The 13528-nt window shown below is 59.0% G+C and carries 12 protein-coding genes; 6 read left to right on the top strand and 6 right to left on the bottom strand.

Features of this window, described 5'->3' with window-relative positions; genetic code table 11:
- The first annotated feature begins 197 nt into the window (after positions 1 to 197).
- The 4 genes from LAP85_02995 (at position 198) to treZ (ending at position 7043) form a co-directional block, all read left to right on the top strand.
- Entirely contained in the window at positions 198 to 851 is a 654-nt protein-coding gene (locus tag LAP85_02995; GenBank protein ID MBZ5495343.1) for a DUF5752 family protein, read from the top strand.
- A gap of 1 nt (position 852) precedes the next feature.
- On the top strand, positions 853 to 2082 hold the full coding sequence (locus tag LAP85_02990) for a glycosyltransferase (protein MBZ5495342.1): 1230 nt from the start codon (positions 853 to 855) through the stop codon (positions 2080 to 2082).
- Between the two features lie 160 nt (positions 2083 to 2242).
- Positions 2243 to 5173, top strand: a complete 2931-nt coding sequence (gene treY / locus LAP85_02985) for a malto-oligosyltrehalose synthase (protein ID MBZ5495341.1) — start codon at positions 2243 to 2245, stop codon at positions 5171 to 5173.
- A complete protein-coding gene (gene treZ / locus LAP85_02980; GenBank protein ID MBZ5495340.1) occupies positions 5166 to 7043 on the top strand; it encodes a malto-oligosyltrehalose trehalohydrolase in 1878 nt (625 codons plus the stop codon). Before treY ends, treZ begins: the two co-directional genes overlap by 8 nt.
- Here treZ and LAP85_02975 read toward each other — a convergent pair.
- The 4 genes from LAP85_02975 to pyrE form a co-directional block, all read right to left on the bottom strand.
- Positions 7030 to 7833 carry a phosphatidate cytidylyltransferase gene (locus LAP85_02975; GenBank protein MBZ5495339.1) on the bottom strand — a complete coding sequence of 268 codons (804 nt, stop codon included), beginning with the start codon at positions 7831 to 7833 and terminating at the stop codon, positions 7030 to 7032. The two genes, treZ and LAP85_02975, sit on opposite strands and share 14 nt — an antisense overlap.
- 1 nt (position 7834) lies before the next feature.
- Positions 7835 to 8608, bottom strand: a complete 774-nt coding sequence (locus LAP85_02970; GenBank protein ID MBZ5495338.1) for an isoprenyl transferase — start codon at positions 8606 to 8608, stop codon at positions 7835 to 7837.
- Positions 8609 to 8745: 137 nt separating this feature from the next.
- Positions 8746 to 9489, bottom strand: a complete 744-nt coding sequence (truA, locus tag LAP85_02965) for a tRNA pseudouridine(38-40) synthase TruA (protein MBZ5495337.1) — start codon at positions 9487 to 9489, stop codon at positions 8746 to 8748.
- Positions 9486 to 10058 carry an orotate phosphoribosyltransferase gene (gene pyrE, locus LAP85_02960; protein ID MBZ5495336.1) on the bottom strand — a complete coding sequence of 191 codons (573 nt, stop codon included), beginning with the start codon at positions 10056 to 10058 and terminating at the stop codon, positions 9486 to 9488. The genes truA and pyrE overlap by 4 nt, the downstream gene beginning before the upstream one ends.
- A gap of 274 nt (positions 10059 to 10332) precedes the next feature.
- Between pyrE and LAP85_02955 the strand changes: the two genes are divergently transcribed.
- Both LAP85_02955 and ruvC read left to right on the top strand, forming a co-directional pair.
- A complete protein-coding gene (locus LAP85_02955; GenBank protein ID MBZ5495335.1) occupies positions 10333 to 11079 on the top strand; it encodes a YebC/PmpR family DNA-binding transcriptional regulator in 747 nt (248 codons plus the stop codon).
- Positions 11080 to 11091: 12 nt separating this feature from the next.
- The gene (gene ruvC, locus LAP85_02950) at positions 11092 to 11604 is read left to right on the top strand and encodes a crossover junction endodeoxyribonuclease RuvC (protein MBZ5495334.1); all 513 of its coding nucleotides are present in this window, start codon (positions 11092 to 11094) and stop codon (positions 11602 to 11604) included.
- Positions 11605 to 11607: 3 nt separating this feature from the next.
- Here the strand turns inward: ruvC and amrB are convergent, their stop codons facing one another.
- Both amrB and LAP85_02940 read right to left on the bottom strand, forming a co-directional pair.
- Positions 11608 to 12411 carry an AmmeMemoRadiSam system protein B gene (amrB, locus tag LAP85_02945; GenBank protein MBZ5495333.1) on the bottom strand — a complete coding sequence of 268 codons (804 nt, stop codon included), beginning with the start codon at positions 12409 to 12411 and terminating at the stop codon, positions 11608 to 11610.
- Between the two features lie 29 nt (positions 12412 to 12440).
- A complete protein-coding gene (locus LAP85_02940) occupies positions 12441 to 13472 on the bottom strand; it encodes a histone deacetylase (protein MBZ5495332.1) in 1032 nt (343 codons plus the stop codon).
- Positions 13473 to 13528: the final 56 nt, after the last annotated feature.

Below are 13528 nucleotides of genomic sequence, written 5' to 3'. Positions count from 1 at the left end.
CCTGTCCGAACAGATCCACGAGGCGGGGCAAGCCGGGTGTGCTGGCCTTTGAAACAACGATCTCAGCGGCCGATACAGCTCCCCTGGCAAATTGCGCCAGGACGGCAGCAGACCCGGTTGCCGCAGCTTGCCCAACGACCAATCTGGAATCACAATATAGACGTGTGTTGTTATCATCCACCGCGGAGGTTGGGGGGATGAACCACCCTGAGCCGTTTCGATTTTACACGGAACGTCATCTGGTCGAACTCACCGGCCGGAACGCGCGTACTCTCCCCCAGCTGCTCGCCATTTTGCGCGAAGTGCCGGGCTCTTCTGTCTTCTATCACACCCACCAGCGTTTTCTGACACACCACTTTGAGAAGCCCGTGGTCTACAACGACTTTGCCGTTTGGGTCGGCGAGGCGTTGCGGGAGGATGCGCTATCGGAAAAACTCGCCGCCATCGACATGCTGGCTTTCACCTCGGTGAGGCAACTGCGCGACAGCATCGTGCAGACGATCGAGATTCACCTGCGCACGGTCGGCGGACGTGCCCGCGAATGCCCGCCTGGCGATGAGTTTCATTTCTGCAAGTCCAAGAGCTTTATCATGCCGCTCGGCACGGTCGGGAGCAACGTCGCGGATTTTTTCTCCAAATTGCCGACGATTACGAACAACTCGCTCTACTTCCATTTTCTGGAGGCGCGCTTCCGGCTGGAGCGTGCCACCAACGATTTTTCCCAATGGCTGGCAGGGTGGGGTAAGACGGAACTTGCCGGGGCTATCGGTGCACTGGATCCCTATGAACGCACCATGGACGAGCTGAAAAACGAGATCATCGAGTTGAGCCGCCGGAAGGGAGCGCATTGATATGCCCATGAAGCTGCGGGATTACGAGGGCATCGTTGGGGTCGAGATTCTGGACGAGCTCAAAGTCGTCGCCGATCGTGTCCGGACCAAGCGGCTGCAAAACATCAATTCGACCCCGGTCGGCGGCGGCGTGGCAGAGATCCTCACGAGGATGGTGCCCCTGCTGCGCGAACTCGGTGTCGATGCGGCTTGGGATGTGATCAAAGGAGACCAGGCCTTTTTCAATGTCACGAAGGCCTTCCACAACGCCTTGCACGGAAAATCCGAGCAGATTTCTGAAGAAATGCTGGAGTGCTACCGGGCAAATACTGAGATGAATCTGCGCGAGATGAATTTCACCGGAGACGTCGTGTGGATTCACGATCCGCAGCCGGCCGGACTGATCGCCGCAAAGAAAGAGATCGGCCGCCAATGGGTCTGGCGGTGCCACATCGACATATCAACCCCGGATCCGCGCGTGTGGGAGTTTCTCAGACCCTTCGTGGAGCAGTACGACGCATCGATTTTTTCCATGCCCGATTTCGCCCAGCGCCTGCCCATCCCGCAATTCATGATGGCTCCTTCCATCGATCCCCTGAGCGAGAAGAATCGCGACCTGGAGCCGGGCGAGATTGTCAAGGTTCTGGAAAAATACGGGATCGATCCCGAATGCCCGATTCTGACACAAATCTCGCGATTCGATCGTCTCAAGGATCCTGTGGGCGTGATCGCATCTTATCGGAGAGTCAAGAAGCGATGCAACTGCCAGCTGGTTCTGGCCGGAGGCGGGGCATCGGACGATCCGGAGGGGGAACTGGTTCTGCAGGAAGTGCGGGAAGCGGCAGGAACTGATCCCGATATTCACATCCTGCTGCTTCCGCCCTTCAGCGATATCGAGATCAACGCACTTGTTCGTGCCTCCACCATTGTTTTTCAGAAATCCATCAAGGAGGGCTTCGGTCTTACCGTGAGCGAAGCTCTGTGGAAGAAGAAACCGGTCATCGGGTCCGCGGTGGGCGGCATCAAGATACAAATTATCGATGGAGTCACGGGATTCCTGGTTCATTCTCCCGAAGGCGCAGCGTATCGAGCCCTTCAGTTGCTCTCCGATGCGGAACTGCGCCGGAGGCTGGGTGAAAATGGCTATCAGCACGTGAAGCAGAATTTTCTGCTGACCCGGAATGTGAAGGATTACCTGTTGATCATGCTTGCGCTCGACTACCCTGAGAAGGATATCGTTTATCTGGACTAATGCCGGAGAGAGGCTATCTGATTCCACTCTGCCTGGTTTACGCATGGTGCTTCCGAAGCGGGCATCTCGAATCTTGGGTCCTTTTGGCGTCTCCATTCAAAGTGCCTTTGTCCCGATGCCGGGCTGGCATGTTTCCGCGTCGGCGAAAGGTGCAATGGGTATGAAGAAGCGCACTAGGGGCGACCCCGTTTACGTTCCCGCGTCCACTTATCGACTGCAATTCAATCGCTTCTTTACCATAAAACATGCTGCGGCACTTACAGACTACCTGGACAAGCTCGGCATCAGCGACTGTTATGCTTCACCGTTGCTCATGGCTCGCCCCGGCAGCCTGCACGGCTATGACGTGACAGATTTCACCAGGATCAATCCGGAGATCGGAACCCTGGAGGAGTTCTCGAGCTTTGTCGGACGTCTCAGACAACTTGATATGGGCCTGCTCCTGGACGTCGTGCCTAATCACATGTGTATCGGAGACTCGAGCAACATCTGGTGGTGGGATGTACTCGAGAACGGTCCCAGTTCCCCTTACGCGTGGTTTTTTGACATCGACTGGAATCCGCCCAAAGAGGACCTCGCCAACAAAGTGCTCCTTCCGGTTCTTGGCGACCAGTACGGGCGAGTCCTGGAAGACCAGCAGATTACCATAGCATGGGACACCAATGGCTTTTCCACATGTTTCTATCAGACCCGATTACCGGTCGCACCGCATACCTGGCACCTGATTCTCGAGCCGGCGCTGGCTGAACTGAAGCAGACTGTCGGCGATTCGCCCCAGGATGTGCTCGAGTTGGAAAGCATCCTCACCGCCATATCGCACCTCCCGGACCATAGCGAAACCGATGAGGCCAGGATCCACGAGCGGCAGCGGGAAAAGGAGGTCATCAAACGGCGCCTGTCGACCCTTCTCGAAGCCAGCGCTCCGGTCCGGTGCGCCTTCGAAGCATCCCTGACGAGGATCAACGGAACGCCAGGCGATCCCAGGAGCTTCGACCGGCTGGAACGGCTCCTGGCGGGGCAGGCGTACCGTCTTAGCTTCTGGCGCGTCGCTGCCGACGAGATCAACTATCGGCGGTTCTTCGATATCAATGATCTGGCAGCGATCCGGGTAGAGGATCCCGCAGTATTTGCCGCGGTTCATGCGTCGATTTTCGATCTCATCCGGCTCGGCCATGTCATCGGGCTGCGAATCGACCATCCGGACGGTCTGTTCGAGCCGGAACGGTACTTCCGGGACCTGCAGGAGGGTTGCCGGACCGCACGCGAATCCTCCGGTTCTGCTTCGGAACACCCGTCTTTTGTCGTGGCGGAAAAAATCCTGGTTGGTGATGAAGCTCTGCGCCCCGGCTGGGAGATCGAAGGCACGACAGGGTACGACTTCCTGAACCTCCTCAATGGAGTCTTCGTCGACAGGGCGAGACGACGCACGTTTGTGCATCTTTACCAGAAGTTCACCGGCTGGTCGGGGCCGTACGAGAGCATGGTTTTTGAGCACAGCAAGAAACTGATCATGCAGGTGTCGATGTCAAGCGAGCTGAACGTGCTGGCACGCATGCTGGATCGCGTTTCCGAGCAGCACCGATGGTCGCGGGATTTCACACTCGAAAACCTGCGCGATGCGTTGCGCGACGTGGTCAGCTGCTTCCCGATCTATCGAACCTATATTGAAAGCGACGCGACAAGGGTGGATTCCGAGGACGAACGCTACATCCGGCTGGCGATCTCAGTCGCAAAACGACGCAACCCGGCGTTGAGCGCGTCGGTTTTCGACTTCATCCAGAGCGTGCTTCTGCTGGAGGACCCCGGCGGACTCAGTGACGAACAGCGGGCCGAACGAAGGCTCTTCGTCCTGCGCCTGCAACAGTACACCGGGCCGGTGATGGCGAAAGGCCTGGAGGACACCGCGTTCTATCGCTATTATCCCCTGGCTTCGCTCAATGAGGTTGGCGGCAGCCCGCAGCGATTCGGCGTATCGCGTGATTATTTCCATGCCCGGAATGCCGCGCGCATGGACCAATGGCCCAACTCGCTGCTGACTACGTCCACTCATGACAGCAAGTGCAGTGAGGATGTCCGGGCTCGTATCAATGTCCTGTCGGAGATACCCGCGGAATGGTATCGGGCGCTGCGCTCCTGGCAGAAACTGAACCGGAGCCGGAAGGCAGATCTTGCTGGCGTCGAAACGCCGAGCGCCAATGCGGAGTACCTTCTCTACCAGACGCTCCTGGGTGTGTGGCCCCTCAAGCCCATGAACCCTCAGGAGCACGAGGAGTTCGTATCCAGAATTCAAGCTTACATGGAAAAGGCGTTGCGTGAGGCAAAGCTGTTCACCAGCTGGGTCAGCCCCAACACATCCTACGAGACTATCGTGCGTAATTTTATCCAGGCGGTTCTGGATCCCGCGCCCGGCAACGAGTTTCTCAATGGATTCATCCCCTTTCAGCGCAGGATCGCGTGGGCTGGAATGCTGAATTCTCTGGCGCAGGTGCTGCTGAAGATCGCTGCGCCGGGCGTCCCCGATTTCTACCAGGGTAACGAAGTCTGGAACTTCAGTCTCGTGGATCCCGACAACCGCCGCCCGGTGGACTATCAACTGCGTCGGTCCCTGCTCGAGCGGCTGGATGATGAGAGTCGGGAAGATCCGGCCGATGCGGTCCTGCGCCTGGCAAACGAACCCAGCGACGGCGGCATCAAGCTCTATGTGACGAGTCGAGCTTTGAAGTTTCGCAAGGCCAACCGGGATCTCTTTGCCCGGGGAGCCTACCTCCCTTTGCGCGCAGCTGGGAGTCGGCAAAAACACATCATTGCTTTTGCCCGGACGCTGGGTCGCCGGTCCGTGCTCGCCTTGGCCGGCCGCTTTTTCACGGCGCTAGGGAACGGCGGGCCATTTCCGGTGGGAGAGGAGGCTTGGGGGGACACGATTGTGCTGCTGCGCAAGAGGGTGGTCGGCAACACCCTTCTGGATGTGTTCACCCAGCGGCGTATAAGCGTGGACAGCAACAAAGGCAGGCTAGCTCTTCCTTTGGCGCAGGTTTTTTCGCACCTGCCCTTCGCTTTGCTGGATATGGAGGACACCTCGCGCAATGCCTGAGGGACCGCTAAGGGATCCATGGGAACTTCGATTTGGCGCTCGGGTTTTGCCGGGCGGCGGCGTGCAGTTTCGTGTCTGGGCGCCACGGCTGCAGACCATCGCCTTGCAGATCCTGCAGAGCGCGACCCGCACAATCCCGATGAGTCCGGAAGCCGCAGGAGAGTTCACCGCAACAGTGCCGGATCTTGCCGCGAGTACCGATTACAGTTTTATACTGGGGGACGGCAGGGAACGCCCCGATCCGGTTTCCCGCTGGCAACCTGCGGGAGTCCACGGCCCTTCGCGGGTGGTCGATCCCCATTCGTTTGTCTGGTCCGACCAGGACTGGAAGGGGATCGCTTTCAGACAACTGGTGATCTACGAACTGCACGTGGGGACCTTCACACCAGAGGGAACTTTTGAGGCAATTATTCCCAGACTCCATTATCTGCGGCAACTGGGGATTACCGCGGTGGAACTGATGCCGGTGGCGGAGTTCCCGGGCGCGCGCAACTGGGGCTATGACGGCGCTTGCCTGTATGCCCCCCATTCAGCGTATGGAGGTCCGGCTGGGCTTCAAAGACTTGTGGATGCCTGCCACCGCGCGGGTCTCGCCGTTGTGTTGGACGTCGTTTACAATCATTTCGGTCCGGAGGGAAATTACCTGGGAGATTTCGCTCCCATCTTCACCGCCAGATATCACGCGCCCTGGGGTGACGCGGTCAATTTCGATGGCGCCGACAGTGACGGCATACGCCGCTTCTTCGTCGATAACGCCCTGTACTGGTTGACCGAGTATCATGTCGATGCCTTGCGTCTTGACGCCGTTCACGAGATTTTCGATGGCGGATCCCGGCATTTCCTGGCGGAACTGGCTGAATCTTTTCATGGACAGGCGGAGCGATTGGGACGCTCAGCCTGGATCATCGCCGAAAGCGACCTCAACGATGTCCGCATCATCGAGCCCCGATCCCGATGTGGCTTTGGGATCGACGCCCAATGGCACGATGATTTCCATCACTCTCTGCACGCGGTTGTGACAGGAGACAAGCGCGGATACCTGGCGGACTTTGGCACGCTCGAGGATCTCAGGAAGTCCATTTGTGATGGTTTCGTGTATGACGGCAAGTACTCCGCTTATCGCCGGCGATGCCATGGCAGCTCGTCGAAGGAGCGGCCAGGCAGTCAATTCGTGGTATATGTTCAGAACCACGACCAGGTTGCAAATGCATGCCTCGGGGCCAGATTGTCGATCCGCGTCTCGCCGGAGCAGCAGAAACTGGCAGGGGCAGTCGTTTTGTGTTCCCCCTGTATTCCTATGATCTTCATGGGGCAGGAGTATGGAGAGACTGCGCCGTTTTTCTTTTTCACGAGCTTCGATGACCCAAAATTGGCGCAGGCGGTTCGCGAAGGGCGCAGGAGAGAATACGCCGCATTTTACTCCGACCGCGAATTTCCAGAGCCGCAGGCGCCTGCAACATTCGAGAGGTCCAGACTCTGCTGGCCGTTGATGGAGCGATCGCCACACGCCGGAATTCTTCGATTTTATCAGGATTTGGTGGCCTTGAGAAAGCAGCACAACTGTCTGTCCAATTGCCGTAAGGATCTTACCAGCGTCGATTTATCCACGCAGGCGAAATGGCTGGTCATTGAGCGGAGGGACTCATCCGCCTCTCGGGCCCTGCTGGTCTGCAATTTCTCCTCTGGCAGTCAGAGCATCCCGATCCTCTATGATGACTGTGATTGGCGGCTGGCGCTGTGGAGCGGCGCTTCTCAATACGGGGGCCGTTTGGGCGAATCAGAACCGCCCGCGCTTCTAAGAAAAAGAGCTGAAGCGCCCCTGCATGTCGTTACTGCGGGATATGGAGCTATTCTGTTCACGAGTACATGAGCTGGAGATAGAAATACATGGCAGGGAAAGCAAACAGAAGGCTGTCAATGCGGTCGAGCAGGCCCCCGTGCCCCGGGATCAGGTTCGAGCTTTCTTTGACCTCCGCTGCGCGTTTGAGCATCGATTCCGCCAGGTCACCGAGCTGGCCGAATATGCCAACGAGCAGCGAAGTCGCGATGACGTGCCTCAAGGGAAGATCGGCAAAGAAGTAATGACGGAGAAGGACAGCCACCAACAGCCCGGCCAGCAGGCCGCCCAGTGCCCCCTCATTGGTCTTTTTAGGGCTTAGCCGGGGTGCAAAAGGTGTGCGGCCGAAGCTCTTGCCGGCAATAAAGGCGGCGGTGTCTCCCGCCCAGATGACGGCCAGCAAAATCAGGGTCCACTCCAAACCGAACTTGGCGCCAAATGCATAACGCACGGCAAAGGCGGCGTAGAGGCAGAGCGCCAGGTAGCAGACGCCCAGCAGGTTGACCATCAGCCCCAGCACACGGTCCCGCATCGCATCCCGGCGCCACATTGCCGCCAGGAACGCGGCCACAAACAATCCCGCACCCAGAACGGTGGTCGGAAACCGCCCCGACTGAAAGCCGATGAGAAGAATCCAGAAGCCGGCGTAACCGAGCCACGGCTGCCCGCGTATCCCCATGCTCTGCATGATCTGAAAATACTCATTGAGGCACAAGGATCCGACGATCCCCAGTGCCGCGAGGTAATAAGCCGGCGGAGAGAGGAGAACAACAGCCAGTGTGACCGGTATCAGCAGCAGGGCAGATAGGACTCGTTTGAGCATATCATCTGGAGACATCCGGGATGCCCCCATAGCGGCGATCTCTTTTTTGAAAGTCCAGGATGGCTTCGAACAGGTGTCGCCGGCGGAAATCGGGCCAGTAGGTCGGCGTGACATAGATTTCGGCATAGGCGATCTGCCACAGAAGGAAGTTGCTGACCCGCAGTTCGCCGCTGGTGCGGATGAGCAGGTCCGGGTCCGGAATGCCCCCCGTATAAAGGGATTGAGAAATCAGCTCTTCCGTAATCTGGATCCGGCGTCCATTCTGCTGATCCAGCAGCCTGTTAAAGGTGTCCACGAGTTCGGCGCGTCCCCCATAATTGAGCGCCACATTGAGGATCATTCCGGTATTGGAGCTCGTCTTTTCCATGGCCCGTTCCAGCTCATGCCGGACCGAAGGTGCGAGTTCCTCCACGCGACCGATGGCGAGAAAGCGAATGTTCCCGTCGACCAGCCTGGTCAGCTCGCGCTTGACATACTCCTTGAGCAGCCGCATGAGGATGCGCACTTCGGTTTGCGGCCTCTTCCAGTTCTCCACGGAGAACGCATACAGCGTCAGGACTTCAAGGCCCAGGCGCGCAGAAACCTCGACGATCTCCCGAACCGAATCGATACCGGCACGATGTCCGGCGACCCTTGGCAGTCTGCGTTGTCGTGCCCACCGGCCGTTACCATCCATGATGACGGCAACGTGACGCGGCAGCCGGTCTCTGTCAATGCTCCGGAGCAGGCTCGCTTCGACAGTTCCTGGTTGGGCAAGAACACCCTTACCAGTCATACAAGGAAACCTCGCTCTATGATTAGATGTACCATGGTAGCACCAAAATGGGACCCCGAAATACATGAAATGCGGCCAAGGAACCTTCGGGGATTCTCCGCAGTTCAGGGTTGCCTTGGAGATAGCGGCCGGCGCCCTCAATACCGGACTTTGAGCAGGATGAGGCCGTGGGCCGGGACCGTGAAACCGGCCCGGCTGCGATCGTGGCACTCGAACAGATCCTCGAATTCGGGCAATGTCATCAGCCCACGTCCCAGTTCGAGGAGCGTGCCCACCATGTTGCGGACCATGTGGTGCAGGAAACCGTTCCCCTCGACCGTGAAAAGCAGGCGGTAGCCGGCGCCTTTGAGCCGGCAACTGTAAATATGGCGCACGGTATGTTTCCGGCCACCCCCCTTGGCGGCGAAGCTGGCGAAATCGTGCGCGCCCACAAACAACGCCGCCGCCCGCTGCATGATCGTAAGGTCAATGGGGTATGGGTAATGAAAATGCTCCCGTGCCAGATGAGGCGGCAGGACTGAACCCCGGTAGATCTGGTAGCGATAGATTTTTGAGAGCGCGCTTCCCCGGGCATGGAAATCCTCAGGTACCTCACGGGCCGATAGGATCCGGATGTCAGGCGGCAAGACACTGTTCAAGGCCCGGGACAGGCTCGCGACGGGAATGCGGGCGCCGGTGGTGAAGCTGGCCACAAAGCGGCGTGCGTGCGTACCGGCGTCGGTGCGGCCGCTTCCAATGGGATTTGACTGCTCTCCGGTGATTTCCTGGAGCGCCTTGCGGAGCTCCCCCTGGACGGTTTTTTGTCGCTCCTGGATTTGCCAGCCATGATAGGCCGTGCCGTCAAATCCAAGAACGAGCTTGATATTGCGGCGGGATTTCATCGGCTCCCCGGCTTAACCACCCTGCTGCCAGACCGACACATGGGACAATCGTCCGGCGGGTAATTGGGGAAATCCAGCACCGCCAGGGCCAGGCTCGGCACACCCAGATCCGTTCTGCCGCCGCTTCGGTCTATGATGGCGCCGGCGGCAGTGACCACTCCCCCAGCTTGCCTCGCGACATCCATGGTTTCCCGGGTGGAACCACCGGTCGTGACCACATCCTCGACGACATAGCATGTCTCACCCGGCTCAATTTGGAAGCCGCGGCGCAGCGTGAGCACGCCCTCCTGGCGTTCTGCGAACAGAGCGCGAACTCCGAGCGCGCGCGCCACTTCGTGGGCGACCAGAATGCCGCCGAGGGCTGGAGCGATCACCAGGCGGGGCTGCTCCGCGCGCTCACGCATGCGGGCCGCGAGCGCGGCGCCCAGGGCAGTGGCGTGGCCGGGATGCTGCAAAACCAGGGCGCACTGCAGGTAACGGCTGCTGTGCAGGCCCGAAGAAAGGCGAAAATGCCCCTCAAGAAGGGCACCGGAGGTCTTGAAAAGCGCGAGAATCTCCTCTTGCGTCATGATCGCTCCAAGATTCTGGATGGGCCTGCCTGCGATTCAGACATTGCCGCAAAAAGCAGCCGCGAATGACACGACGAACTTGAATCGCGCCTGCTCTGCATTTTTCCGCCGCATTCGTGCCCGCCGGCAATATTGCCTCGCATTCGTTTTCTTCGTGGCATTCTGTGCCGGCTTTTTCCCCCTGTGTCCGACTCGCCGAGCCTGCAGCCGATGGGTACAAAGTGCCAGCACCTATGCTAATATAAAAATATCCTGTGGGAAAAGGAGCGTCTTTATGTCCGGTCATTCAAAATGGCATTCTATCAAGCATAAAAAAGCTGCAGCTGATTCGAAACGCGGGCGCATATTTACACGCTTGATCAAGGAAATGACGGTCGCGGCGCGCTCGGGCGGAGGCGATATTGATTCGAATCCCCGGCTGCGCCTGGTGGTCAATACTGCGAAGGCGGCGAATATGCCGGCTGAGAATATCAAGCGCGCGATCATGCGCGGGACCGGCGAACTCCCCGGCGTATCCTATGAAGAAGTGAACTACGAAGGCTACGGGCCGGGAGGGGCAGCTGTTTTTATGCGCGTCCTCACCGACAACCGCAACCGCACGGTCGCCGAGCTGCGGCACATTCTCTCCAAGAACGGCGGGAACCTCGGCGAGTCGGGTTGTGTGGCATGGATGTTTGAGCGAAGAGGTTACTTTGTCATCGAGAAGGCGGCGGCCAGCGAAGAGAAGCTTCTCGACATCGTCCTCGGCAATGGCGGCGACGACATGCGCGAAGACGGGGACAACTACGAGATTTTTGCTGCTCCGGAGAGCTTCGAACCCCTGAAAGCGGCACTCGAATCGGCCACCATCCCGATGGCTGCCGCAGAAGTTTCCATGGTGCCTCAGAATTATGTAAAACTCGAGGGCAAGGAAGCTCAAACCATGCTAAAGCTCATGGAAGCCCTCGAAGACCAGGAAGATATCCAGAACGTATGGTCGAATTTCGACATCGATGAGGCAGCCATTCAAGAAGCTTCCTGAGACCGCTTGCTGATGCGAATACTGGGGATTGACCCTGGAAGCGAGACGACGGGTTACGGCCTCATCGAGTCGGACGGCTCCCGGCACTCCTCCATACTTTTCGGCGCGATTCGAACATCGCCGCGCCGCGCTTTTCACGAGCGCCTGCTGCAAATCTACACCCGGCTGACGGAGATCCTGTCTCACGAAGAAATCCATGCAGTCGCGATCGAGGGGGTCTTTTATTCGGCGAATGTTCAGTCGGCGCTCAAATTAGGCCATGCCAGAGGCGTAGCCCTCCTGGTTGCGGCCCAACAAGGACTCCCCGTATTTGAGTATTCGCCCCTCGAGATCAAGAGCGCAATCGTCGGCTACGGGCGCGCTGAGAAAAGCCAGGTTCAGATGATGGTTCGGCATCTGCTGGACCTGCCGGAGACTCCGACCCCTGATGATGCCGCGGATGCACTGGCAGTAGCCATCTGCCACAGCCACAGGGCGGGCCGGGAGACCTCGCGCCGGGCCGGGAGAAGCCGACGCGGGAATTGAGGTTCAGAAGACAGCCATGCCGGCGTATGCTACCACGTGCTCGTAGTCGCCGCTGACGTCGCCCGAGGTCGCGTAGCGGATCAGCTGGCCGCTGGTCGCGCCCAGATCACGGCATGCAGTCAGCACGGCAACCGCCGGCGCGAAACCGCACATGCTGATATCCTTTTCGAAGATGGTCTGATAAAGACCATGCGGATCCACACCCACGACCCTATCAATGGCGAATCGATCCTTCCGGGCGGCGACGTCGGCAGGTTCATAATGGCTCATATCCGAGCTTGCGACCAGGAGTACGGGCTCGGACGTCGACTGGACGACACGGGCAAGGGCGTGACCCAGAGTCTCGAGAGAAGCGTAATCCGACGTCCCGACGCAAATCGCCGAGAAACGGGGCGCATCGGCCAGAGACTGAAGGAAGGGGATCTGAACCTCGATGGAATGCTCACGCACGTGCGCGGCTGTGTCCTCGACCAGGAGGCTGCACTCCCGCACGAGACTGCGGTTCAGTTCCTCGTCGATGCCGACGAGTCCAAGCGGAGTGCGCCACTGGCCCGAAGGGTATAGTGAGAGCGCCACTCCCTTCCCCGTATGGTTGGGCCCGAGAATAATGAAACGCCTGGGCAGCCGGACGGCTGCATAAACGGCGCCGGCCACCCCCCCGGAATATACGTAGCCTGCGTGTGGCGCGACAATCCCCTTAACGTCGAGCAAGGCTTCGCTTCGGCTGAGGAAGGAGCGAATATTCTCCTGCAGCCTCTGCGGATTTGCGGGGTAGAACTGACCCGCAACGGCCGGCTCTCTGATCATAACCAATCCTCCACCAAGAGCAGTTTTGGTTACCATTTCCATCGTTCGCCGATCCACTCCCCGACCTCTTGCGATATTGCTTCAAAGAGGGAATCGCCGGAGAGGGCCAGCTCCTTTGGGTCATCGGATTCCATTTCGGTCAGCACCGCCTTTGTGCACTCCCGGAGCCCCGCCGGGCTGTAACCACCCTCAAGAACGAAGCAGATCCTGCCTCTACAGCACCTGTCTGCCGCCTTGAGCAAGGAAGCGGCCACAGAGGCATAGCCGGCGGCGGATACGGCAAGGCCGCCCAGCGGATCACCCAGCAGGGCGTCGAATCCCGCCGAGACCAGGATGAACTGGGGTTGGTATTGGTCGAGAACGGCAGAGACAATCCGCGCATAAATAGGCACGAATGCGGAGTCTGCTGTTCCGGCGGGCAGAGGGAAATTGAGCGTGTAGCCCCAGCCATCCCCGACTCCGAGTTCGCCGAAACTGCCGGTGCCTGGAAAGTAGGGATACTGGTGAGTGGAGACGTAGAGCACGTTCGGATCATCGTAGAAGCATGCCTGCGTGCCATTGCCGTGATGGACGTCGATATCGACGACGGCGACCCGCTCGAGCTTGTGCTCCGACCGGAGATAGGCGGCGCCCAGAGCGACGTTGTTGAACAGGCAGAATCCCATGGCCCTGTCGGGCTCTGCATGGTGCCCCGGGGGCCGGACGAAAGCGAATGCGCGATCGATATACCCATCACAGATGGCATCGACGCATGCCAGGATGCTTCCGGCAGCCAGAAGCGCGGTGGCGTAACTTTCAATGGAGACCGGGGTATCCGGATCCAGATAGCTCGGAGCCTGCTCCGAGGCGCGCTTGACGCGCTCGATGTGACCCGGGCAGTGAATCAGTTCCAGCTGTTCAGCCGGTGCCGCGCGCGCTTCGATCCGCCGCCAGCGCCCGGCAATGCCAAATGCGTCGAGCGCCTGCTGAATGTGAAGCAGCCGCTTCGAGGACTCCGGATGGCCGCCTCCCGGATCGTGGAGTCGAAATCGATCGTCGATCAAGAATCCCGGTCTGCCCATGGTGCATTGCCCGCGTGACTCCTAATCTAGCAACATCGATCGGGTTAACCAAATGA

It is taken from the genome of Terriglobia bacterium, from assembly GCA_020072565.1.
GTDB lineage: Bacteria > Acidobacteriota > UBA6911 > UBA6911 > UBA6911 > JAFNAG01.
Note: the sequence above shows the minus strand (reverse complement) of the source record. Positions and strands in the feature narration are given on the sequence as shown.